General features: G+C 53.0%; 17 protein-coding genes. 3 read left to right on the top strand and 14 right to left on the bottom strand.

The window, feature by feature from the left end:
• Window positions 1–96: 96 nt before the first annotated feature.
• The 14 genes from ACN0YN_RS23035 to ACN0YN_RS22970 form a co-directional block, all read right to left on the bottom strand.
• A complete protein-coding gene (locus tag ACN0YN_RS23035) occupies window positions 97–792 on the bottom strand; it encodes a hypothetical protein (protein WP_417387494.1) in 696 nt (231 codons plus the stop codon).
• Window positions 793–985: 193 nt separating this feature from the next.
• The gene (locus tag ACN0YN_RS23030) at window positions 986–4,231 is read right to left on the bottom strand and encodes an efflux RND transporter permease subunit (RefSeq protein ID WP_417387379.1); all 3,246 of its coding nucleotides are present in this window, start codon (window positions 4,229–4,231) and stop codon (window positions 986–988) included.
• A 47-nt stretch (window positions 4,232–4,278) separates the two neighbouring features.
• Window positions 4,279–5,520, bottom strand: coding sequence for an efflux RND transporter periplasmic adaptor subunit (locus tag ACN0YN_RS23025; RefSeq protein ID WP_417387378.1), 1,242 nt, complete (start codon window positions 5,518–5,520; stop codon window positions 4,279–4,281).
• A gap of 86 nt (window positions 5,521–5,606) precedes the next feature.
• A complete protein-coding gene (locus tag ACN0YN_RS23020) occupies window positions 5,607–6,368 on the bottom strand; it encodes a class I SAM-dependent methyltransferase (protein ID WP_417387377.1) in 762 nt (253 codons plus the stop codon).
• A 14-nt stretch (window positions 6,369–6,382) separates the two neighbouring features.
• Entirely contained in the window at window positions 6,383–7,666 is a 1,284-nt protein-coding gene (locus tag ACN0YN_RS23015) for an MFS transporter (RefSeq protein WP_417387376.1), read from the bottom strand.
• Window positions 7,659–8,474 carry an ABC transporter ATP-binding protein gene (locus ACN0YN_RS23010; protein WP_417387375.1) on the bottom strand — a complete coding sequence of 272 codons (816 nt, stop codon included), beginning with the start codon at window positions 8,472–8,474 and terminating at the stop codon, window positions 7,659–7,661. Before ACN0YN_RS23010 ends, ACN0YN_RS23015 begins: the two co-directional genes overlap by 8 nt.
• Complete coding sequence (locus ACN0YN_RS23005) at window positions 8,471–9,526, bottom strand: FecCD family ABC transporter permease (protein ID WP_417387374.1); 1,056 nt, start codon at window positions 9,524–9,526, stop codon at window positions 8,471–8,473. Before ACN0YN_RS23005 ends, ACN0YN_RS23010 begins: the two co-directional genes overlap by 4 nt.
• On the bottom strand, window positions 9,526–10,686 hold the full coding sequence (locus tag ACN0YN_RS23000) for an ABC transporter substrate-binding protein (RefSeq protein ID WP_417387373.1): 1,161 nt from the start codon (window positions 10,684–10,686) through the stop codon (window positions 9,526–9,528). Before ACN0YN_RS23000 ends, ACN0YN_RS23005 begins: the two co-directional genes overlap by 1 nt.
• A complete protein-coding gene (locus ACN0YN_RS22995; RefSeq protein WP_417387372.1) occupies window positions 10,683–11,831 on the bottom strand; it encodes a PepSY-associated TM helix domain-containing protein in 1,149 nt (382 codons plus the stop codon). The genes ACN0YN_RS23000 and ACN0YN_RS22995 overlap by 4 nt, the downstream gene beginning before the upstream one ends.
• Window positions 11,832–11,866: 35 nt before the next feature.
• The gene (locus tag ACN0YN_RS22990; protein WP_417387371.1) at window positions 11,867–12,343 is read right to left on the bottom strand and encodes a carboxypeptidase regulatory-like domain-containing protein; all 477 of its coding nucleotides are present in this window, start codon (window positions 12,341–12,343) and stop codon (window positions 11,867–11,869) included.
• Between the two features lie 77 nt (window positions 12,344–12,420).
• Window positions 12,421–13,407, bottom strand: coding sequence for a DUF1559 domain-containing protein (locus tag ACN0YN_RS22985; protein ID WP_417387370.1), 987 nt, complete (start codon window positions 13,405–13,407; stop codon window positions 12,421–12,423).
• A gap of 304 nt (window positions 13,408–13,711) precedes the next feature.
• Window positions 13,712–15,175, bottom strand: coding sequence for a DUF1501 domain-containing protein (locus ACN0YN_RS22980; RefSeq protein WP_417387369.1), 1,464 nt, complete (start codon window positions 15,173–15,175; stop codon window positions 13,712–13,714).
• 45 nt (window positions 15,176–15,220) lie between these two features.
• Window positions 15,221–18,172 (bottom strand): PSD1 and planctomycete cytochrome C domain-containing protein, encoded by a 2,952-nt coding sequence (locus tag ACN0YN_RS22975; RefSeq protein ID WP_417387368.1) that lies wholly within the window; start codon window positions 18,170–18,172, stop codon window positions 15,221–15,223.
• 264 nt (window positions 18,173–18,436) lie between these two features.
• The gene (locus tag ACN0YN_RS22970; RefSeq protein WP_417387367.1) at window positions 18,437–19,447 is read right to left on the bottom strand and encodes a Gfo/Idh/MocA family protein; all 1,011 of its coding nucleotides are present in this window, start codon (window positions 19,445–19,447) and stop codon (window positions 18,437–18,439) included.
• Between the two features lie 263 nt (window positions 19,448–19,710).
• Between ACN0YN_RS22970 and ACN0YN_RS22965 the strand changes: the two genes are divergently transcribed.
• The 3 genes from ACN0YN_RS22965 to ACN0YN_RS22955 are packed head-to-tail and all read left to right on the top strand — an operon-like array spanning window position 19,711 to window position 25,853.
• Window positions 19,711–22,584, top strand: coding sequence for a PSD1 and planctomycete cytochrome C domain-containing protein (locus ACN0YN_RS22965; protein ID WP_417387366.1), 2,874 nt, complete (start codon window positions 19,711–19,713; stop codon window positions 22,582–22,584).
• A 6-nt stretch (window positions 22,585–22,590) separates the two neighbouring features.
• Window positions 22,591–24,054 carry a DUF1501 domain-containing protein gene (locus ACN0YN_RS22960; protein WP_417387365.1) on the top strand — a complete coding sequence of 488 codons (1,464 nt, stop codon included), beginning with the start codon at window positions 22,591–22,593 and terminating at the stop codon, window positions 24,052–24,054.
• Window positions 24,051–25,853, top strand: coding sequence for an amidohydrolase family protein (locus ACN0YN_RS22955; protein ID WP_417387364.1), 1,803 nt, complete (start codon window positions 24,051–24,053; stop codon window positions 25,851–25,853). The genes ACN0YN_RS22960 and ACN0YN_RS22955 overlap by 4 nt, the downstream gene beginning before the upstream one ends.
• The last annotated feature ends 79 nt before the right edge of the window (window positions 25,854–25,932 follow it).

Here is a 25,932-nt window from a genome sequence, read left to right as displayed (position 1 = left end):
GTAGCCTGAGCAGAACAGACCAGGATACCAGCTCCCTGAGAAGTAGCAGAGTCTGTATGATGTGCCTGTACAGAAGTGAAATCTGGAAGATCGCGATCAGTCTCGCGGAGCGCTGGCGTATATCTTCACATCATCCACGACCGCGTTTCGGGGAACAGCCAGCCGCAGCAGGCGCTTGGTCGGATGTGCCATCCCTGCGGAAGAAAATGAGCCAACCGTTTTGCCATCAATTTTGACGGTCAACTGGTCACCGCGAACTGTCACCAGCAGCGTGTACCATTTTCCGGTCTCCAGTTTGACGGGGAAGCGTTTCCGCTTGGTTTTCAGCTGTTCCTGCAATTCGGATGGCAGTTTTTTAGCGAGCCGCAACTCACGGGTTTTTAAATCCATGTTCCCGGTTTTGAGGTCGGTCAGCTCAACAAATTTCGGACTGACTTTGGCAACAAACAGATGGCCCGCATGTACTTTTTTATATTGCAGATCGGCAAAATTGAGTCCCAGGCTGTCCTTTTCATTCTCCAGCATGAACCGCAGTTCGACGGAACCATCCTGAAATTCCGCAGGATGCGTTACCGAGACAGCATGGTCTGCCACTTTATGAATGTAGATATACATGGCCCCGTTTTTCAGGTCGACCTGCTTATTCCCGGCAGCCCGCGACCGGCTGTTTGTGCCCCAGCCTTTGCCGATCTCATCCTTTGTTTCCTGCGATTCATTTCTTTCAAAGTCATCTTGGAAAATCAGTTTGCCAAGGTCTTCAGCAAATACAGAAGATGTTAAACAGAACAGCAGAACGCAGCTGGAGAGGACTGATTGTTTCACGGAGGAATACCTTAAAGAAGGGAGCGCAATACGTTTTACCGCAAATCGATTCACGGTACGTTGAACAGACTCTGGAATGTAACACATTTAACCTTAGCGTCTCTCAATCCATGATACCCGGTACAAATGGTCCGGGAAGCGCTACAGTAAAACTGAATACAGTCTAATGAATGACATTCTCTTTGTGCATCGTGTGAGCCTCTTTTTTTACGGGCTCAGGAAGAGCCTGCTCGTCGGCGTCTGTTTTTGGCCCCGTAAAGAAAGCGGACAGGTCATCAAAAAACGTGTACAGCACGGGAATTGCCAGCAGCGTCAACAGCAGTGACAGTGTCTGTCCACCGACGGCCAGCACGGCAATCGAGCGGCGTTCTTCGGCTCCGGGACCAGTGGCGATCAACAGCGGAATCAAACCCGCGACGAATGACAGTGTGGTCATCAGAATCGGACGCAGACGATCCCGGTTGGCCTGCAGAATGGCCTGATAGCGGGGAAAGCCCTGCAGCTGCAGTGCATTGGTATGGTCGATCTGCAGAATGGCAGCTTTCTTGACCACTCCGAATAAGACCAGAATCCCCAGTGCCGAATACAGGTTGAGTGTCTCTCCCCCCCAGTGCAGGCTTAATAAACCAAAGGGAACAGCCAGCGGCAATGAAAGCAGAATCACCAGCGGATGAACCAGATTCTCAAACTGTGCCGCCAGGACGATGTACATGAAAATAAAGGACAGCACCATCGTCCAGCCAAAGTCGCCCAGCGTCCGCTCCAGCTCACGACCGCCCCCCAGGACCAGTGTGTTATATCCTTCCGGAATACCAATCTCCTCGGCAGCGGCATTCATGGCTGCGATCCCGTCCCCCAGAGCGTAACCGGAAGCCATGTTCGCCCGCACGGCAATCATCCGCTGACGATTCAAACGGTCAATGCGTGACGCAGCAGTACTGAATTCAAAGTCCACAACGTTATCGATTCTCGCCAGTCCGTTTCCGGGTGTGGGAGAGGCGGAATCTGCAACAGCCTGCGGCGAAGTGCGAACGTACAATTGTGAAATGGATTGAACGTCGCCACGATCCAGGCCCACCAGTCGCAGTTCTACATCATAGGCATCATCTACGGTCCGGTCCCGGTAACGCGAAACCCGGTCATCGCCCCCCACCGCCACCCGTAGCGTGTCAGCGATTTCCTGCACATCAATTCCCAATGCCGCCGCCCGTTCGCGATCGATGAGCGCCAGCAACTCCGGATTATCAATCTGTAAAGTGGAATAGACGTCCACGATACCGGGAATCGTTTTGACTTTTTCACGCAGCTTATTACTGAAGTCCAGCAGGCCATCAATGTCCGGCCCCGTGATTGAGAAGTCGATATCAACGGGGGCCCCCTGACGCAGTGAGGTCAGATTACGCACGGAGATCCGCATATCCGGAATCGTTTTCAGCTTCTTTCTGACCTCAGCCATCTTTTCACGCTGGGTGAAGTTACCTCGAAACGCCGCATTGAAATCGCCGTGTAACAAACCGCTGAAAAATCGACCAAATGAAAAAGTACGTTGTTCGCTGTCTGTCAGACGTACAAAGATACTGGCCCGGTTCACATCAGCAAAACCACCCGAGCCGACGGTCAACAGTACCGTTTCGACTCCATCGGTATTAACCAGTTCCTCTTCAGCGCGGTCAATTACCTGATGCATTGACTGCAACGTAGCCCCCTGGCGGGCTTCGAGTCGAATTTCAAATTCTGACTCATCCACATTCAGCGGGATATAGTCCTGCTTCACCAGTTGATACAACGGGTAGTTACTCAGAATGACGCCGATCGAAATCAGTAACACCAGCCAGCGAAACCGGAGCGAGAGTCTCAGAATCCAGAGATAAGATAACTCAATAAAATGGTAAAATCCTGAACGAGAGCCTGGTCCATCAGGGCTGGGTGTTTCAGGACGCAGCAGTTTACTGCACATCATGGGGGTCAGCGTAAAACTGACCAGCATCGAAACCAGAATCGCCACGGTCGCCGTCAATCCAAACTGAAACAGCAGACGCCCGGTCACACTCGACAGAAACGAGACCGGCAGGAAGACGATCACCAGTGAGATCGTCGTTGCCAGAACAGCCAGTCCGATTTCCTTGGTCCCGATAATTGCGGCTTCACGCGGTGACAATCCCTTCTCTTCGATGCAGTGGAAGACATTTTCCAGTACCACAATCGCATCATCGATAACCACCCCCACCATCAGCACCAGAGCCAGCATGGTGACATTATTCAGAGTGAAACCGAAGAGTTTCATAAACGCGAAGGTGGAAATAATCGATGCGGGAATCGCCACGGAAGCGATCACGGTGGAACGCCACGAACGCATGAAGACCAGCACGGTAATACAGGCAAGAATACTGCCGGAGATCAAATGCTGCTCCAGTTCGTGCAGCGCGGTGACAATATAGCGCGACTGATCCTGAACGATACTGACCTGCACATCATCGGGCAGCAGTTCCTGACTGCGGGGCAGCATTTTCTTAATGCCTTCCACAACCGCGACCGTATTTTCGCCAGATTGTTTCTGAATTTCCAACACGACAGCTGGTTTCTGATTCAGCCGCGCAATCGTGCGAACTTCTTTCGTATCATCGATCACCGTCCCCAGATCTGCCAGCCGCACCGGCGTGCCATTGACGGTTTCCACGACCAGATCGGGAAACTGATCCGACTCGGCTACGCGGCCCATTGTTCGCAGTGATCGTTCACGGAACCCCTGATCCAGTCTCCCGCCCGGCACTTCCGTATTCTGTCTGACCAGTGCATCACGTACCTGTAAGATCGACATCTGATAGGCGGCCAGGCGCGCAGCGTCGATATCGACCTTCACCGCCCGGTCTGCTGCACCGGCAATCTGAACTTCACCCACTCCGGGTGACGACTCGATCACATTTTTGACATAGCGGTCTGCAAACAGATAGAGTTCGCGCGATGTACGCGGTCCGGAGACCGCCAGCGTCATGATCGGCGATGATTCCAGATCCCGCTTCTGCACAATGGGAGGATCGATATTCGGCGGGAGTAAATTCATGACTCCCGAGACGGCATCACGCACGTCCTGGGTGGCGGCATCCACATTACGATTCAAGTTGAATGTGATGATCACAAACGAACGGCCGTCGCGTGAAATGGAACGCAGTTCATCGATGCCGGCCACCGTCGCGACCGCATCTTCGATCACCGCGCTGACTTCTGATTCGACTTCCTGCGACGCGGCACCTGGATAATTGGTACGAATGTAAATCGAGGGCATATCCATGTTCGGAAACCGGTCGACTCCCAGTTCGGGAAATGCAACAACCCCCGCGACCACTAATGCCATGATCAGCATTAATGCGAAGACCGGCCTTTTAACACAGATTTCCGCTAACCAGTACAACGTCGATTCCCTTTATGCGAAAGCAGAATTCGATTATCAGAATGCGCTTAGATTTGTGTTTTCTGTACTTCACTCGGCAATGGTTTCGAATCAGCAAGCGTCCCCGGCCGCCCTTCCCGGGCATTGAGTAAAATCTGATCTCCGGGCTTCAATCCTTCTAAAATGCGAATTCGTTCTCCCCGCTGTTCGCCCAGCAGGACTTCCTGCATTTTTACTTTGCCATCTTCGACTTTCCAGACCTTCTCTGTTCCGGCAAACTGCACTACTGCGGACAGGGGAACCACCATCGCTTTCTGATCGGGATCGACAATGATCTGCCCTTCGGCAAACAGACCGGCCCGCAACGCATGCTGACTGTTATCGACGACGGCCTCAAACAGCAGGGCACGACTCATCTGATCCAGAAAGGGGCTGATGCGTGTCACTTTCGACTGCTTTGTCTCCAGTGATTCAATATCCAGTTCGACAGGCTGACCGACTTTGAGTTGCGTCGAAAGGCGTTCGGGAACCGTTCCCCGGTAACGCAATTGATCAATCCGCACCAGCACCAGCAGCGGGTCACCCATTTTGATATAACTGCCCGGGGCAACCAGACGCTTCTGCACGACTGCGGTGTAGGATGCTTTAAGGACCGTATTATCCAGGTCTTCCTGTGCCAGATCCAACTGTGCCTGCTGCACCGTGATATTTGCCATCTTTTCACGCACCCCATTGAGTGCAGAATCATAACGGGCGGCTGCGACTCGTTCGAGTGAAATGATCTGGTCGTATTCGGCCTGCCCCATGACCTTCTTATTAAACAGCACTTCGGCGCGTTCCAGATTGGCCTTCGCTTCATCCCATTCCGCCTGCTGTTCTTTGGCAGGAGGTGATTTTTCCGGAACCAGGTTTTCAACAGAATCGCCGGGCTTCAGACCGACTGCCGAACGGGCCTGGGCTAATTGAGCTTCTGCCTGTTTGACCCGCAGTTTGAAGTCATCCTGATAAACGGTGACCAGTGGATCACCAGGCTTGACCACATCTCCCAGGTCGACATGTACCTTGAAAACACGGCCTTCCACTTTAATACCCAGCGTCGCTTCTTCATCGGGATACAGACTTCCCTGACTCCGGATAATGCGCGGCCAGTTATCTTCTGCAACTGTTAACGTCTCCACATTCAAGACCGGTAGCGTCTCCCCTGCTTTGGAAACAGGAGCCGAATCACTACGTTCACATCCCGCAAAAATGAGAGTTAACAGGAGGCAGAACAGGCAAGAATAAGGAGGGCAATAACATTGACGGTTCATGATATGATTATATCTGCAGGTGAAGTAAAGTCGAGCAGTTTCCCTGTTCTATTTATCCAATAACAGGCTGACGAGTCCTCTGAAAATCAACCCTCGAGATCCTCTATTCGCTCCCCCGTGAGCACATAAGGCGTCCCCTGTAATACACCATATTCCGGATCCTGCTTTTCATGCTCAACACGTGCCTCCAGCACCGACTGCATCGGCATACTGCGAATATTCTGCAAACCTGCTGCTTCCATTACAACCCGAACCATTCCATCTGTATGATGACGAAACGGCAACTGATCCAGTGCCCTGCGATACGCTTCGTCCGGTTGCCAGCCGGGAGCAGGTCGATATTGACGTTTCAGCTTTTCGGGATCAGTGGGACTGTTCTCACCGATGAGCACCAGAGCGCCTCCTGGTTTGAGAAGACGCACCCAGCGCGCCACCGCATAACCGGGATGAGGCAGTGTGAACAACACGGCGCGACTGGAAACAACATCAAAGGTCTGCTCCGGAAAAGGAGCCGCCTCCACATCTGCTTCCACAAAATTTACACTCAGTCCCCGCTCTTTCGCAGCTTCGCGTCCCGCGGCAATCATCGTGGCAGAAAAGTCCACTCCTGTTACCTCGTGCCCCAGTTCTGCCCATAATTGCGTAATCGTTCCGGGCCCCGTCCCCATATCCAGAATCTGACAACGCACATCGGCGGGAACCGTTTGCCGCAGAACATCCAGCCAGGCAGAACGCGACGGAGCGAATCCGAATTCCCCCTTAATAAATCGTGTGACCCGATGCGAGACGACACTGGGATTGGTCCAGCCACTGTGAAAGATCTGCTTCAGTTCATCGTCCCGCATCATCGTTTTTCATTCTCTCAGATAAAGTCATTTTCAAGTTGTATCTTAAACAGAAAACCGACCAGCAATATTAACGCTGTCAACACCCAGACTGCCAGTAACCCGAACTGGTCAGCCGCCAGTCCGAACAGAGGCAACAGGACCGACACGGTCACTGCGCGACAGACACTTTCCAGTGATAGCACCGATGCCCGCTCTGTTTTCAGCATCTCGGTATTCAGGGTACTCACAAAAATGGGGCGTCGCAGATTTTGCAGGAGTGTCAACACCATCAACAGAGCCAGACCGGGCAGCAAACCCCACTTCAGATTCACAGCGCAACCAGCCAGAAACAGAACGGCAAGAAATCCTGCAACGTAAATTCGATTCAGGGCCCGGCTGCGGCTGCCCGCCTGCAGTTCAAATCCAGCACTGATTCGTGCGCCCACCGCTCCCAGGCTGTCGCGCAGAAACTCATTCAGTCCAACCCAGATAGCCCCTGTGCCGGCAAATCCACTCACACCCACAGGTGCAATAATGGGAATCCCGAACAGCGCCAGCCCGGTTTTGAGAAATGGCTGTGTAAAATATTTGAGAATCATTTTCAGCTGACTCTCAAACAGCACAGACTGAATAAACAGCCTGCGAAAGTTCGGACGCTGCCACATCACACGAAACGGCTTTCGCATCTCTGTATCTGATCTCGCCGACTTCGACTGGCGGGCACGAAAAGTATCTCCTTCCAAGGCGCGTGGATAAGTCAACAATAACAGAAATCCACAGACGGCTGCTCCCGCAGACAGATAAAACAGCAGACCAAAATCGCGCGACCACGCCAGCAGGACTCCGCCCGAGACAGCAGCGATCGCTGAAGTGAATTTCGATACCGAGCGCGTTCGCCCTATCAGTTGCGTCGCCAGTTCCGACTGATTCGTCGAATCCAGATAATCCAGCATGATTGCCTTATGCGAGCCGGTTCGCAGCGCTTCGCCCAGAGCAAATAATGCCAGACAGCCACTCAACCAGAAAATGACAGGCACTGCTGTAAACTGACCTGTCATACCAAACCCGCTGAATGACAGGCTGTAAAAAGCAAAACACAAAACGGTAGCGCGACGCCGTCCCCAGTGATCTGCAAACACACCGGAAGGAAATTCCAGCAGAACAGTCACCAGATGCTGCAGACCCAGCAACAGGCCGATTTCGGAATAGGAAAGGTCCAGTTCCAGAAAATACAGAATCAGAAACGGATCAGCGAACCGCAGATTCTTAAAAAAAGAATAGAGATAGAACCGCAGGATCATATGATTCACGTTAAACATCGTCACCTGCATCCTGCTCCCGTGGTGCCTGTGCGGAATCTGAAACAACTGGACCCAGCACGGTAATCAACGGCCTGCCCTCCTGACCGGGACTCACATGTGTCTCTACCCCATAGACGTCGGCAATCATCGCTTCCGTGAGTACGCTCTGCGGCTCTCCTCCACAACGCAGCCTGCCTTCCTGGATCACATACACCCAGTCCGCATACCGTGAAGCAAGATTCAGATCGTGTACTGCCAGCGCCGTACTGATTCCCCGCGAATCAGTCAGCCTGCGAATCAGGGTACAGACTTCATACTGCCGCCGCAGATCCAGATTCGAAGTAGGCTCATCCAGCAGTAACACCTCCGGTTCACGTGCCAGTGACTGGGCAATCGCCACCAGTTGACGTTGCCCACCACTTAATTCATTCAGAAACCGGTCGGCCACTTCAGCCAGTTTCATCTCTTCCAGTAACTGATCCACGATTCGGGTATCATCGTCGGAAACACGCCATCCCAGTTGATGCACGCGTCCCAGCAAAACTGCTTCATACACGGTAAGCACAGCAGTCGTACTGAAGTCCTGTGGCAGAAAACTTACCTGTCGCGTCAGTTGATCCTGTTTGAGATTTGACAGGGATACGCCGTCCAGTCGAACCTCCCCCTCGGGTCGCAGCAGTCCGCTCAGACACTTTAACAACGTCGATTTACCAGCGGCATTGGGACCAATGATCGCAGTCATGCCCGGCTGCAGTTGAAGAGTTAAATCTTCCAGCACCCGATTGGTACCGTAGCTGAAAGGAATCTCAGAGGCTTCCAGTATCACCAGTAAGACCTCCTTCTCCACAAAGCAATTGCCGCAAAACAGGGCGCGCCGATAGCCGCGGTGGCAATTCCGATCGGAAAGATTGTCCCCGGGATTAACAGCTTCGTAATCAACGCCGCGAAGGAGACGAGGAATGCACCACATAAAGCGGATAACGGGATGAAATAACGCTGATCCTCACCCACCAGCAGACGCGCCAGATGCGGAGCCAGTAGTCCGACAAATCCAATGGCGCCAGTAAAGCAGACTGCGGTCGCCGTCAGAATCGAGACCAGAATCAGCGTCTGTAAACGCAGACGTTCCGTATTGATTCCCAGGCTGCGGGCATGGTTCTCCCCCAGTCTCAATGCAGTCAACTCCCAGACGCGCAACATCAATAGACCTGTCGTAATAATCATCACAACAACGATGACAGCCAGCTGTTGCCAGTTCGCTCCCTGCAATGTACCGAAGATCCAGAACACAATCGCGGCCAATGTATCTTCCGCCGCCATGTACTGCAGAAATGCTACGCCGGAGCTGAAGATAAAATGCAGCGCCACTCCGCCAACAATGATGGTTTCCGTCGAAGCGCCTCTGATGCGACCAATCGCGTAAATCGCCAGGGAACAAAACATCGCAAACACAAAGGCACTCAGAGGCACAAACAGCGTTGTCGTCCAGGCCAGGACTCCGGATCCCAACACCAATGCCAGCGCAGCCCCAAAGCTGGCAGCAGCTGAAACGCCCAGTGTATACGGACTGGCGAGCGGATTATTCAATATCGTCTGCATCTCCGCACCAGCGATTCCCAGAGAAGCGCCAACGAATACCGCCATCAATGCAGTCGGCAGGCGAAACGTCCAGATTATCGTCCGATTTGCTTCGCTTACGACTCCCGGTTGAAACAGCGAAGCCAGAACTTCAGACAGCGACAACGAAGCGGGTCCCGTGATGACATCCAGAAACAATGAAATCAGAACCAGAACGACCAGCGACGCAATCACTGCCAGTCGACGTCGGCTCAGACGATAATACGCCTGACTAAGTTGACTTGCGCTCGCCTGCTGCATTACTCACCATCCAGGCTGACCATCCAGGTCCCACTCATCTCAACAGGCAGAAACTTCTGATGAAATTCCCGTAACCGTTCTTCCGGATTCAGATCTTGAAATTTCTCAGGATACAACCATTTTGCCAGTTGCTGTGCCGCAGCAAAACTCATGAGATGACTGCCAAACCGCGTATGAATTCCATGCACGCGCTGATTCTTGACTGCGGCCAGATCAGACCAGCCGGGCCGCGTTGTGAATGCTGCCAGCTGTTGTGTTGCCTGGGATCGATCGGTCGCATATCCCAACTGCAGACTGTCGGGAAATGCCGTCCAGTGTGCCCCTGTGATCACAATGACTTCCGGATCAGCGGTTAGCAGAAACTCCGGTCGAATCACCCCCATGCCATACAGGCCGGAGATCGCACCGGCGGCGATATTTTGACAACGCAACTGCGCCAGCACACTCCCCCAGTTGACCGTTTTCCCCTGCTGATTTTCGCCAAACGTATTGCCGTATTTTTCGGGTCCCTGAGTCCCCGCTTCCAGATAAATGGTGGGAACCTTTCCTTCAATGGTTTTGAGCTGACTGAGAACCGGCTGCAGTTCTGCATCAATCCAGTCTGCAGCCGCGTTCGCCCGCTCTGTTTTCCCCAGAACCTGACCGAGCAGCCGAATACTCTCCTGTGGATCACGAAAGGGATCTTCCGACCTCAGAAACAACAGGGGTACGCCCGCCTGTTCCAGTCGTTCGACGGTTTTCGAACCCCGATTCAGCATGTACGTATTCATGATGACCAGATCCGGCTTCAAAGCCAGCACCGCTTCGGCACTCACCGTATCTCGCAGGATATCTCCCAGAATCGTCACTTGGTCCAGACGGGGAAACCGCTCGATATATTTTTGCCAGGTGTCCAGATCACCGGTTTTCAGAGAAGAATCCCAGCCGACCAGCTTCTCTTCCACTTCGTCACCCAGAACCGCCGCCAGCTCGTATAAGCCCAGGCTGCGCATCAGAATGATTCGCTCGATCGGCTGCTGGAGTGTGACTTCCCTGCCCGCCAGATCAGTCACAGTGATCGTCGAATTTTTGTCTGCCGTTTCAGTTATTGTCTGCTTCTCCTGCTGACATCCAGCAGACATCAGGAACAGCAAACTGAGCAGGGGCACCGATAATTTCATTTTGTTTCCTGCAGTTCAAGTTGAACGGGCGTCTGTGATCTGTGTGTACGACGTCTCCGCCACCAGACCAGAAAACCTGTCACATATAATACCGCAGGCATGAGACCGGACACAAACACGATCCACCGACCGACCAGACCAAAGGCTTCCCCGTTATGCAGCGGAAACTGCCAGGCAAAAAAAGCGTCCGCCGCCGAACGCTGATTCGAATCGCGCACCGACAGCACTTCGCCGCTGTACTGATCGATCCAGACGCGGCTGTTACCCGAACTCTTTCTCACTTCCCCTGCCTGCCGCAGTCGCACTTCAAAAGCATCTTTTGGCTTCGACGGAAGTTTAACGCGTTTGAATTCTGCATCCGGAAAGACAGACTGGGCAACTGCAGTCGCCTGACTGACGTCAATCCGTTTGCCTCCACTCACTGGGTTCGAATTTTTATTTTCTGAACGCGGCTCACCATCATCCAGAACCGCCAGCACACAAGGCCTGACCCACTCTGGAAAAATCATATAGACGCCCGTAAAAGAAACGACGAGCAGCAGCAGAGCGGCGATGACGCCCGTGCTCTTATGCAGGTCATACTGAAAACGACGTCCGCTGCGAATGGCAAAGGCGGCCCGCCAGCTGTGTCGCCATAAAGGCCACCAGAGATAGACGCCGCTGGCTACCGACACCATCAGAATCAGGCCGCATAAGCCGACAATGATTTCCCCGGTTCTGCCTGACAACAGCTTGTAATGCAGGCTGTACATCCACGTCACAAAGTATTCACCCCAGACGCGCTGACCTGTGACTTCTGCTGAGGAAGGATCGACATAAACCTGTGTAAATCCAGCGGTTTTATCGCTCGTATTGCGAAACCAGACGGTCCAGACCCCCAGTTCGGTGCGCGGTGGTTCTGCAAAAAACAGCTGCAGATTCGCGTCGGTAAGACTCTGTTCTGCCGCCTGCAGTACTTCATCGACAGTTCGCGATGCTCCATTTCCCGCTGATACCAGAATTTGCGGATTAAGCCATTCATCAATGGTGCGATGAAACACCAGCAGGCTGCCTGTCAATCCGATGAGGACAAACAGCAGCCCTGCGGTTAATCCCAGCCAGCGGTGCGTGATGACCCAGAGCCTGCGCAGCCGTTGGTTCAGCATAAATCAAACTCCCGGGAACCCTCAGGTTCCATGACTCAGTTGAGAGAAGAGCCTTTCAGAATTTTGACATCCTTCAAAACGATCGGCTGCATTTCATTCGCTCCTTCGTCCACTTTCATGTGAATGTTCGATTTTTTGGGATCGGCATAAGCTCCCTGCAATCGATCAGGAGGGGGAGGCGGCATGCCACCGTTCGGCGGACGCCAGTTACGATCGGGCCATTCGATCGTAACAGTGTAACCGCCTGCAGGAGCCCCGTCGTCACCTTCATAGGTTGTCAGTTGGTAAACCCCTTCCTCATTCACCTTACCACTGGGAAGCAACGGATAGTCCGCTCCCGTCTGAGGTGAGTCCGGATGGAACCTGACGGTTGCCCCGGTTGCAGGTACGCCGTTAATCGTCACTTTACCCGTAACGGCGTTCGTTGAAATCTTATCGTACTCGGCACCACTGCATCCGCTGCACACAACAAGACATAATACAGCCAGTGGACCGGCCAGTCGCTGATACATTGAGAATTGTCTCCCTTAACGAACTCTAACTCGCTGACTGGGATTCAGTCAGCACTCTACAGAATGAATCACACGATTTAGAATTCGCCAACCACCTGGCCATCCTGCTTACCAACCAGAGAACGAAATGTCCCTTTGTCGATGTTGGCACTCAGAAATCGAACGGAACCATCTCCCAGGCTCGCATGCATGCCGCCGGTATGATAGGAAAACGCGCCGCCCCAGTCGTTCGTGCAGTTGATCACACAGGGACCGTAATACTGCAGACCGTCATAAGTCCAGCTGCGAATCCGGTCGTGTTGCGTCGAAGCCCACCAGCCCTGAAAGTTCGTATCGACAACGGAGGGATAAACATAATCGGCAGGATCCTTGGGAACACTCCCTTTTCGCAGAATGGTAGGAAAGTTACAGCGTTCGAAACAGAAAATGGTATTCGTCAAGCCATCCGTGATGCTGTTCATCCTGGAACCACACTGACTGAAATTCACACCGCCACTCAGGTCACCATTAAACAATGCACCGACAATCTCCTGGGGAGTAAAAGCGGGGTCCCGGAAACTGCGGGCAATAAAATAGTCTCCACTGCCTGCTCTCAGATTCGTATTGAAGCTGGAAGTATTGTCTTCCTCTTCGATCACGCCCTGGATCGGTCCACTTCGTGGAGTAGAGGGACAGTTAAAGACGGCCAGTTGCGTCTGAATCACCTGTTGATTTGACTGATCCGAAACACCATTCGGCGCATTCTGATTAAACAGATTGTATGCAGGTGCCTGATCCAGATACGGTAACAGCGAAATTCCCCAGCTGGTAGTCCAATGTGCTGATGTCGCGTAAGTAATACCAACGTCAGGAACCGGCAGCATATTGAATACATCATTATAATTATGCATCGCCAGTCCAAGTTGCTTCAGATTATTCTTACACTGAGAGCGACGGGCGGCTTCCCGGGCCTGCTGGACTGCGGGCAGCAGCAGGGCAATCAGGATCGCAATAATAGCGATCACAACCAGTAATTCAATCAGCGTGAATCCATTTCTGGACGCGCGGAGACTCTTAAACGACATGGGAAAATACTCCAGTTCAATCGGGCGGGAGGGATGCTGCTTTGAGGAATGCAAGCGGCGGCGAGCAGTGAGACTGGGTTTCAGTCTCTGCCCCTATAATAGTGAGAGACCGAGAGATTTCAACCCAGTACTCCTGATAATACAAGGCAAATAGCGAAGAGATCCGGGCATGATCCTCTCGATTCAGACAGATTACCGCCTGATTTCAGTAACACAAACCATTAACCTGGTCAGGACTTTACGGCATGACAGACACATGTTTTCAGTACACATGTGTGCGATGAAACATCAGTAAATCTGGATATCAGGCGATGATCTCGTGAATCAGCTCTCCCCCCAGATCGGTCAGGCGATAGTCGCGACCGTTAAAGCGGTAGGTCAGTTTCATATGATCGATCCCCATCAGATGCAGTAGCGTCGCATGCAGATCGTTCACGCCTACGCGATTATGGACGGCTTTGTAGCCAAAGTCATCGCTGGCACCATATTGCACGCCCCCTTTAATGCCTCCGCCTGCCATCCACATTGTGAAAGCATTCGGATTATGATCGCGGCCCTGACTTCCCTGCGAGTCAGAGGTCCTGCCGAACTCACCTCCCCAGACCACCAGTGTGGAATCGAGCAGTCCGCGGGCCTTCAGATCCGCCAGCAGCGCACCAATGGGTTGATCCACCGATTTTGCAGCGATGCGATGATTGAGACCAATATCACTGTGCCCGTCCCAGGGAACATCCGCGACTCCTCCGCCTCCCCCATTCGTACCCGCGTAGATTTGAATGAACCGTACCCCCCGCTCCACCATGCGTCGTGCGGTGATACACTGTCGCGCGACCAGTTCAGTTTCTTTCTGATCGACCCCATACAGTTTCTGAATCGTCTCCGATTCCTCTTTGACATCGAGCGCTTCGGGAGCTGCGGTCTGCATCCGGTAAGCCAGTTCGAACGATTCCAGCCGCGCCGCCAGATCCGCTTCATGGGGTCGCAGTTTCTGATGGCTGGCGTTCAACTCATTCAACAGATCCAGCTGAGTACGCTGCTGACGATCAGTCATGGACCCCAATCGCGACAGATTGGAAATCGGCTGCTGACTGCGCCCATCGATGGCGGTCGGCTGATAGACTTTAGGCAGAAACCCAGGCGCCCAGATCGGATTTCCGCCGCGCGGCATGGCACCATGCATCACCACAAACCCTGGCAGGTTCTGATTCTCCGTCCCCAGCCCATAAGTCACCCAGGATCCCATACAGGGACGCCCCTGCAGAAACGCGCCCGAGTTCATCTCCAGCATTGCCGGCGTATGATTGTTCGAACGGGAAAAACAGGAATAGAGAAACGACATATCGTCGACATGCTGAGAGATATGAGGAAAGATTTCCGAAACCCAGGCCCCCGATTCCCCATGTTGCTGAAACTTGAAAGGCGACTTCAGCAGTTTCCCGCTTGTTGTGAAGAAGCCTGTTTTGGGATCGGCGCCTTCAAGCTTTTCGCCGTCCTTTTTCTGCAGCATCGGTTTATAGTCAAATGTATCGACCTGCGAAGGGCTGCCTGGCATGAACAGCCAGATGATTGATTTTGCCTTGGGAACAAAGTGAGGCTGGCGCGCTTCCAGGCCATCCTCTTCCGCGCCTGCCGACTTCAGAATCCCCTGCTCTGACAACAGCCCTGTTAACGCCAGGCTGCCAAATCCGGAGCCGGCATTTTTCAGAAACGACCTGCGTGATTCATAATCAAAACCGTGTCCCGGCTGTAATCTGTTGCTTCGTCTCATAGCGTCTTATTTCCTGTGTATCGATTAATGGAAAATCATTCAGGATCAGTCAACAAAAATAAATTCATTCATGCAGAAAATCAGCTGACAGAAATCTGCCATCGCCAGTGCGCTCGCACGTGGATTTTCTCCATACGATTCGGTCTGGTAATGGATAAACTCCAGCATCTTCTGCTGTTCTTCCGGACGCGGTTTACGGGACAACGCAATCGCATAGACTTCGTCGACCATCTGCTCGAGTTTTTTCTGATCATCGGGCCGCACCCGTTTGGCAAACTCTTCAGCCAGCTTGCGGATAAAGGGAGAGTTCATCATCGCCAGCGCCTGCGGAGGCACTGTCGTCACATTGCGTTTGCCAATACTCTGAATCGCATCCGGTGCATCAAACAGTTGCAGAATCGGAATCAGTTTATCGCGTTTGACCGTCAGATAAATGCTCCGTCTTTTATCTTCCTGTTTCAGACTTCCCGCACCGAACATCTTTGCATCGAGTGTCCCGCTCACGGCCAGCAGGTGATCCCGAATCACTTCCGCATCCATCCGCAGCGCCGGTCGTCTCCACCACAGATGATTTTCGGGATCATGTTCCATCCCACTGGCATTGCTGGCCCCCGATTCGCGATAGACCGAGCTCAGCATGATCAGTTTATGAATCGGCTTCAGATTCCAGTTGTTTTCGATTAACTGAGTCGCCAGATAGTCCAGCAGTTCAGGATGCGTCGGTCGAAAACCCTGCGTACCAAAATCGCTGGGCGTCTCAACAATACCGCGTCCAAAATGATGATGCCACATCCGATTGACCATCACCCTCGCCAGCAGGTGCCCTGCTCCGTTGCTGGTATCAGTCAGCCAGTCGGCAAAAGCAATCCGCGGGTGTACTGGTTTCTCTTTCTGGGAATCCTCAAGCAACCACTGCTTTTCCTGTTGCTCTCCGGTCATCAACACCTGCAGAAAACCTGGTTCAGCCAGACCATCTTTGCGGTTTGAATTCCCTCTGACCAGGTAATACACCTTACGTGTATCTGGTCCAAAATTATAAGTCGCTCCCCCTTTGCGAGCGGCGAAGACAGGCATCAGATCCCGTTTAGGATGCTTCTCCATATTCTCCTGCTCGGCGTCTTTTAACTTCGCCCAGCCTTCATCATAGGGAGCAAACCACTTCAACAGTTCCTGCTGCTGTATTTCATTTCGATCAGTTGCTGGCAAAGCCAGAATTTTCTGAATGTTATCCGGAGGCGTGGTCTCCTTCGCTTTGAAATAAAAACCGGAAGCCCCTGCTGCATTCACAATCTTAACCAGCAACTCATTTTTACCCGCTTTCAGCGCCAGCTTGACCTGATCCTGATCCGCTGCGGCACCACCCATCACTTTTTTCGACAGGACCGACTTTCCATTCAGCCAGACCTGAATCGCATCGTCGCGACCAAGTGAAATATCCAGCGGGCCGGCCGCAGGCACGTCAATCGTACGAAACAGATAATTTGCAGAGTTGACCCCGGTGAGCGTGTTGTGAACGACACCGTCTTTCCATTCCGGTTGTGGAATCCACTTCAACTTTCCGTCTGCAAAGGTCTGCGTAAGATCCACTTTCTTTTCAGGTTCATTTTTCTTCCTGAAGGCCTGGTCAAAGTTCGCAGCCGGAAAGGGCCCCATCACATGCCAGTCACTGAGCACAGGCTGAATGATCTCCGTCGGTCGTTTCTCCAGCCACGCCGTCAGTTGGGCTGGCAAACTTTCTTTCTCGTATTTTATTCGCGCATCGATAAACGGCTTATGAGTAATATCGAAAGCCGCTTTCTCTTTCTGATATTTTTCCGGGTGCAGATCGTGCTGATAATCCTGAAACCCGGTTTCCGCAAAAGACGCAACCATCCGGTAATAGTCGTGGCTGGAAATCGGATCGAATTTATGATCGTGACACCGCGCACATCCCAGCGTTAATCCCAGTGTCGTCGTACCCACAGTATGGATGATGTCATCCAGCTGTTCGTAGCGGCTGCGTTCCCGTTCTTTTTGTGTCTGTTGTGAAGTGAACGGCCCCGCGGCCAGAAATCCAGTTGCCGCCTGTGACATATAATCGGTCGGCCCCAGTTGATCGCCGGCGATCTGCAGTCGGATAAACTGATCGTAAGGCATATCTTCATTCAACGCTTTGATCACAAAATCACGAAAGTGATACGCTGCCGGACGATCTCGGTCAAAGGCATAGCCGTTACTCTCAGCAAACCGGGCCAGATCCAGCCAGTGTCGCGCCCAGCGTTCTCCATAATGCGAACCGGCCAGCAGTCGATCAACCAGCTTAGAATAAGCTTCCGGATCAGGGTCGTTCACGAACGATTCCACATCCGCCGGTTCGGGAGGCAGGCCCCACAAATCGAAATAGACGCGGCGAACCAGTGTTTCACGACTGGCGATATCGTTGGGAGTAATCCCCACCGCTTCCTGCTTCGCCAGAATATACTGATCGATCGGATTCGTGCCCCAGGTTTTGTTTCGGGGAACCGGCGGGGGTGACTGATTCAGCGGTTGAAATGACCAGAACTGACGCGCCTTTTCGATATCAATCTTTTCGGCTTTTAATTCGGGAACCTTGCCGTCGCGGGGATCGGGAGCCCCCATCTGAATCCATTTCTCAAAGTCGGCAATTACCTGGTCTGATAATTTGTTTTTCGGAGGCATCTCAAACGACTCATGTCGAATCGCCGCCATCAAAAGACTCTTTTGTGGATCACCGGGCACGATCGTGGCGCCGGTGTCGCCCCCCTTCAACATCGCCGGACCGGAATCCAGCAGCAGTTCACCTTCCAGCTTGTTATTTTTCTTTGCGTCCAGGGAGTGACATTCGTAACACTCATTCACCAGCACCGGTCTGATTTTGGATTCAAAAAACTGAATCCCCTCCCGACTGGGCAGGACAGGTTTGGTGGCCTCAACTGCCAGCGCAGGTTGAGACAGAGTGATGATTCCCATAAGCGAGAGCAGACAAAAGCGAATCATTAATATCATCCCTAATCAGCAAGGCGGGAAAGCATGGAGAGAATTTCAGGCAGTATTTTTATATGAGCGGGTGGCCCCTTCATTGGTAGATGACAAACGCATAAAGCAATCTTTAATTGTACAAGGTTCCAGACTCTTCGCAAGGATTATCATGCATCACCACTGGACCATGACCAACGCTATGAAAGCGGACTTTCAACTCTGATAATGGCACATCCCGGTAGAGAAACCGATTTATCCGCACAACCGGAATGATTAACCTCTTCAGAATGTAATGACAGATCCCGTCCGGGCAGACTCGGTAGCCGCTGCCATCCAGGCAACAGCGGCTTGCGATTCCCGGGGAGTAATCCGCGCGGGACGTTCGCCAGACCGTACACAGTCGGCGAAATAGCGCAATTCCTCCTGCAACGTTCCCAGATAACGACCGAAAGTACGAGGCCAGTACATTGTGTCCGGCATCTTCACTCCTTCTGCATCATGGATGGTCAGCCCTGCTTCACCACAGTTGATATAAATCGCGCCTTTCGTACCGATGATTTCCATTCGTGCATCGATCGTAAAAGGCGTTGATTCCGGCAGATGCCAGACCGACTCCACTACCGCGACCGCACCATTATCGAGTCTGGCGATCGACCAGCCACCATCAGGATAGCGATTTTTTCCTGGATGTACTTCCTGTGCATAGACAGTCGAAACCTTTGCCCCACTGAACCAGAGCATCAGGTCGGCGTCATGAATTCCATCTCCCATTAAAGCAGAGATATCATCAAGCACTGTTTCACCGATGGTCTTTGACAGATTCCGTCGCGCATGCATGGAAATAATATCGCCTATGCGTCCTTCTTCAATCGCCTGTTTCGCCAGTGTCACACGTGGATCAAAACGACAGATATGCCCGACCATGAAGAACCCGGCAGCCTCTTGAGCCGCTTCCACTATTTTTTCACAGTCTTCCACCGTCGGTGCCATCGGCTTTTCCAGCAGGACATGCTTTCCACTGTGCAGTGCCTCAATGGCAATATCACGATGGTCGTTAATGTGAGTCGTAATGCTGACCACATCGACTTCAGGATCGGATAACAGTTCACGGTAATCCGTATACCGCCGCGTGACTGCCAGTCGATCCGCAATTTCATTGAGGCGTTCCGGTCGTCTGGTACACAGTGCAACCAGATCAACTCCAGTCATCTCAGACAGATTGTCAGCATGAACTTCGCCAAACCAACCCAGACCAATTACTCCCCAGCGAACTGTTTTTGACGGGCTCATCATTTGATCTTATTCCTCTCGAAGCGATGATTCTTACGAAGTAGTTGTACATACGCTTTCCAAACTACCGCAAACAACCGGTTTCGTCTATCGAGTCCGAATTTGAATGACCCCGAAAATTCTCCCAGATATCGTAATGTGAATCTCATCGCCGAACCCTTTCAGATCTCTCTTCCCGATGCTTTTTGTCTTGTATGGCCTGCCTTCATCGCTTACCATGGGGAGAACAACACCTGCGTTCCTCACCCCACCTTCCAGCGTTACCAATGATGCTCATACGAACGATAATTCCTCTGCTTGTTGTTGTTTTTGTTCCAGGCCTGGCCCGAACAATTCATGCCGCCGAAAAACCGCTCCAGTTCGAAGCGGATATCCAACCTGTTCTCGCCGCGAAATGTGGGAAATGCCATAGCGACAAGGTCCGCAAAGGAGGCCTCGATCTGTCGACTATCGCCGGCGTCCATCGGGGCGGGGAATCTGGCGAGTCTGCGATTGCAGAAAAAGTCGACGACAGTATGCTCTGGATCCTGATCGACGGAGGTGACATGCCACCGGAAGGTCAACCGCAACTGACAGATGCAGAACGCACATTGATCCATACGTGGCTTGCCACCGGAGCGAAATCGGCACAACCCCATCAGCCGGAAGAAAAACAGATCACACAACACGATGTCCTGCCTATCGTGCTGCTTCGCTGTACCGCCTGCCATGGTGCGCGACTGCAACGGGGAGGCCTGGATATGCGGACTCCCGCCAGCATGCTCAAAGGAGGTAAACAGGGCCCGGCTTTTATCGCAGGTAAACCAGATGAAAGCCGGATGATCAAACGCATCGAAAGCCACGCCTGCCCGCCTCAGGAACAGCTGTTAAAGTTTTTTGTGAAGCGGCCCCCCCAGTCAGAAGTCGACACACTGCGTGAATGGATCGCTACAAATGCTCCCATTGTCGATCCCGAACCGGAAGTCGTCGGTTTACAGCCCGATCCCCTCGTCACTGCAGAAGACCGCCAGCACTGGGCCTTTCAACCACCGCAGAAACAGCCTGAGATCAAATCCATCGATCAGCTGATTCTCAAAGAACTGCAGGCACACAAACTCGAATTCTCACCCGAAGCCAGCCGCGATACCCTCATCCGCCGGGTCTATCTGGATCTGACCGGCATTCCCCCGACACTCGCAGAGTGGAAACAGTGGCGGAATTCTGAAGATCCAGACTGGTACGCGCAAATGGTCGATCACCTGCTCGCTTCTCCCCGCTACGGCGAACGCTGGGGACGCTACTGGCTGGACCTCGCCGGTTACGCCGACTCTGAAGGGGGTGTCTCTTCCGATCCGCTACGTGCTGTCGCCTGGAAATATCGCGACTATGTCATCGATGCGTTCAATAAGGATAAACCTTACGATCGCTTTCTGCTGGAACAGATCGCCGGCGATGAACTGACGGACTATGAAAACGCACCAGTCATCACAGAAGAAATGGTCGAAAATCTGGTCGCTACCGGATTCCTCCGCATGGGGATCGACCAGACCGGTTCCCGCACGATGAATTTTGTGCCCGAACGCCTGGGCGTAGTCTACGATGCCATCAATGTCATGGGCTCCTCGGTCATGGGGTTAACACTCGAATGTGCCCGCTGTCATTCACACAAATACGACCCACTGCCCCATCGTGACTATTACCGCTTCAAAGCGATCTTCCAGGGAGCCCTTGATGAATACGACTGGCTCTCCTTCAAAAATCGTTCGCTGGAACTGGGCACTCCCGAACAGAAAAGCCGCGTCAAGCAAACCAACCCGCTGCTCAAAAAGGAACTCACCCAACTCGAAAAGCAGCATAAAAAAGCAATCGCTGCACAGCAGATCGCCATGCTTCGCCAGTTCTATCCCGATCAACCCGCGGAAGAACAACAGGAAACCCTGCAGGCTTTAAAAATTGCCGATAATACTCGCACGCAACGACAGCGAATTCTGGTCGAGAAATTAAGAATCGCGGAAACCATGCCCGAGTCGGATTTCTCAGATGAGGTGCAACAGGCATTGCAAAACGTATCATCGGTCGAAAAACAGATGAGCGAAGTGCAACAGCAGATGGAGCCCCCCCTCACAATCCGTGCCCTCTGGGATCGCGGCGAACCTTCTCCCACTTACATTCTGTTACGAGGCGAACACGATCAACCAGGTCATCAAGTCGGCCCCGGTGTCCCCTCCGTGCTCACTGACGGGCGTACTCCCTTCACGGTCAAACCACCGTTCCCTGAGGGAACTCCCAAAACCGGCAGACGCCTCGCATTAGCCCAATGGCTGACGCAGGACAATCATCCACTCACAGCACGCGTGATGGTCAATCGAATCTGGTACCACCATTTCGGCACGGGACTGGTCAAATCTCTCGAGAACTTCGGCGTCAAAGGGGAACGCCCTTCCCATCCGGAACTGCTCGACTGGCTGGCAGTCCAGTTTATGGAACAGGACTGGAGCATCAAAGAGATGCACCGCCTGATGCTGAATTCACGAACCTACAAACAGACCAGCCACATTTCCCCAGAGATCCAGGAACATGACCCGCAAAACCGGCTGCTCTCACATATGCCTCTTCGCAGAATGAACGCCGAAGCCCTGCGTGACTCAATCCTGTCTGTCTCAGGCAAACTCGATCCGACACCAGGTGGACCGCCCGATTCAGTCACCGTCGATCGTGACGGTCTCGTCAGCGCCAACATGACCGGCAAAGGGGGCTGGCGTCGTAGTGTCTATCTGCAGTATCGACGCACTCAGATTCCCACCATGCTGGATACCTTTGATTATCCGGAAATGGGCCCCAACTGTGTCTCCCGAACCGTATCTACTGTTTCGCCACAATCGTTGATGCTTTTAAATAACGAACGCGTACATACGCTTTCACATGCTTTCGCCAGCCGGGTACGCGATCTACTGCCCGACGATCAGAAACAGAACCAGGGTGCCCAGGTCGATCTGGTCTACCAGTTGGCCCTTAGTCGCTCCCCCAGCAAACAGGAACGCCAGTTGGGACAGGCAACGCTGCAGGAACTGGAAGCACTCTGGAAAGAAAACCCGGAAGCCGCTCTGGATACTTATTGCCACACGATTCTGAACTCAGCCGCGTTTTTATACATTGACTGAATGAATATGAACAGCCAGCCCGAACCACTTTCCACACGTCGAGATTTTTTTGCCCGCACCAGTGACGGCGTCATGGGTGCAGCTTTGACGCATCTGTTTTGCCAGGATTTTTTTGGTGGCACCGAGGCACTCGCCAATGAAGCGCCGCACGCACCACAACAGTTCGATCTCAAACCCAAACAGCCTCACCATCCCCCCAAAGCGACATCGGTCATCCATCTTTTTATGAATGGCGGACCGAGCCAGATGGATCTGTTCGACCCCAAACCGGTTCTGAACAAGATGGACGGCAAACCATATCCCGGTAATATTGAAGACCTGGGAAATTCGAACACCACAAGTATCGGCGAAATGCTGGGCGGGCAATACAAGTTCGCCCGCCACGGGGAATCAGGCATGTGGATGGCGGATATCCTTCCCGAAACAGCAAAGATGGCAGATGAGCTCTGCCTGATCAACTCCATGTGGACCGATCATCCCAATCACGATAATGCCCTGTATAAAATTCACAGCGGCCGTCTGTTTATGGGCTATCCCACGCTGGGCTCCTGGACCGTTTATGGACTGGGAACCGAAAACCAGAATCTGCCCGCGTATGTCGTCTTAACCGATCCACTGGGCGCACCTAAGAACGGCACACGCAACTGGACGTCCGGCTTCCTGCCACCAACTTACCAGGGAACTCGACTGCGTCCCACCGGTTCGCCAATCTTAAATCTCAAGCCGCAATACGATCAACCCTCGGCTGTAACGGAATCCGCACGCAAACTGCTCAATCAGCTCGATTCTATCCATCGCGAAAAACGCCCCCACTATCCCCTGCTCGATGCCCGGATCGAATCTTACAGCCTTGCCGCACGCATGCAGATGTCCGCCACGGAAGCCCTTGATTTATCGAGTGAATCAAAACACACCCTGGCAGATTACGGCATCGGAGAGCAGGAAACCGACTCATACGGCAAACGCTGCCTCCTCGCTCGCAGACTGGTTGAGCGAGGCGTCCGCTTCGTGCAGATCTTCCTCGAAGAGCAACCCTGGGACAGTCATGCCGACCTGGCCGCCAATCACCGCGCCATGTGCCAGCGAACCGACAAACCGGTTGCCGGCCTGCTGCGAGACCTCAAACAGCGGGGTCTGCTCGATTCCACACTGGTGATCTGGGGAGGCGAATTCGGTCGCACTCCCACCACACAGAAATCTGCAAACGGTTTCTCAGGACGCGACCATAACATGCAGGCCTTCACATCCTGGATGGCAGGCGGCGGTATCAAAGGAGGCACCACCTACGGCGTCACCGATGAATTCGGGCACAGCGTTGTGGAAAACCCCGTCAGTGTTCACGACTTCCACGCCACGATCCTTCACCAGTTAGGGCTCCACCATCAGGAACTTTACTATACCCGCAGCGGACTCGAAGAACGCCTGACCGGCGTCAATCCGCCCCGCGTGGTCAAGGAGATCATCAGTTGAACCACCCGCTGAGTGAATTCAACCGACGCCAGTTTCTGACGACTGCAACTGCAGTAGGACTCACTGCTTCACTGGGAATCAAATCCACCCGGTCTGCAGAGAACCAGCTTCCCGATATTCAAATCATCGATACCAACGTCAATCTGTTTCAGTGGCCCTTTCGACAGCTTCCGCTTGATGACACACAGACACTGGTTCAAAAGCTGCAGTCACTGGGAATCAAACAGGCCTGGGCAGGTAGTTATGAGGGGATTCTGCATCGTGATATCACCTCAGTGAATCAGCGGCTGACTGACCAATGCCGACGGTTTCCCCTTCTCATCCCCATCGGTTCCATCAACCCTACACTGCCAGGCTGGGAATCCGATCTGCAGCAGTGCCACCAGAAACATCAGATGCCCGGCATCCGCCTGCATCCCAACTACCACGGTTATACGCTCAAAGATCCTCGCCTGCTGACATTGTTACAACAGGCCACTACTGCCGGACTCTTCGTACAACTGGCCGTCTCTCACGAAGATGTTCGCACCCAGCATGAATCACTGCAGACTGCTGATGTCGACCTGACACCACTTCCGGATCTGGCTGCGAAAGTCCCGGGGCTCAGACTGCAGCTGTTAAACGCGAAACTCCGACCGGATCTGCTCAACAAACTCGGTCAGTCTCCAGGAATCTACTTTGATACAGCGCGAGTCGAAAGTACCGATGGCGTACCTGAACTGGTAAAGCATCTCCCTGCAGGTCGCGTCCTGTTTGGCTCACACGCCCCATTCCTGATTCCCGAAGCGGCATTAGTGCGGGTCTCTGAATCTTCAATCCTCGATACACCAGCACTGAAATCCGTACTGGCAGACAATGCAACCCGATTCTTTTCTGGCAGCAAAGCGAATCAGAAACAGCCTGCGAAGATCAACGTCAAAACAGGCGATTCAAAAAACTCAGCTCCTCCCCATCAGACCGCAGGTCTGCCTGCCAATGAAGTGCTGGAAGGCTATCGCATCTGGGACTCCTATTTCACACCTGCCCATTCTCATCCGGGCCGTGATGGCAGCAGTGCTCTCATTGCCGAAATTGAACGGGCGATGCCCGCCATCAAGGCGGGTAAGTTTGAAAAACTCTGCTACTTCCCACATGTGGGTATCGGGACAACCACAGACCGTGATCTGGAACAGCGACTGCAAACACACCCGGAACTGGTGGAACAACCACTGAAACGCTGGCCTGACCTGCTGCTGGGGATGATTCAACTCAATGCCAACAATGTACCCGCTTCGCTGGACGCACTCACTCGCTGGTTACAGGATGGCCCGATGCGCGGCGTCTATTTTCCGGGAGGCGGACCTGCGGCTCTCACTTGTACGCATCGCAATTTCGATCCCCTCATCGAACGAATATCAGACCTGAACGGCGTAATCATGCAGCATACGTGGTTCATCACGGGAGGCAAGAAGAGCCCGCGCATGTCAACTCCCTCCGAACTGGCAATGCTGGCGAAACGCTTCCCGCAACAGAAATTCATATGTGCGCATGCCGGCGGCGAGTGGGAACGCGGCATTCGTGCGGTACGCGACTCAGAAAACATCCTGATCGAAACCTCAGGCTTCGATCCGACCGCCGGCTTCATCGAAATGGCCGTCCGTGAACTGGGAGCCAGCCGCATTATTTTCGGCAGCCACCTGCCTTCCCGCTCTCTGGGAACCGAGCTGTGTAAAATCACCGCTGCACAGATTTCTGAAGCGGACAAACGCCTGATCCTCGGCACCAATTACCGCCAGCTGCTGAATCCCACTTCCGACTAGAACGCATCACATTTAACTATAGCGTCTTTCAATCTAATATACTCGGTCCAAATGGACCTGGAGACGCTACAGTAAAACT

This window comes from Gimesia sp. (assembly GCF_048260065.1).
In the GTDB taxonomy this organism is placed as follows: domain Bacteria; phylum Planctomycetota; class Planctomycetia; order Planctomycetales; family Planctomycetaceae; genus Gimesia.
This window is presented reverse-complemented; position numbering and strand designations above follow the sequence as displayed.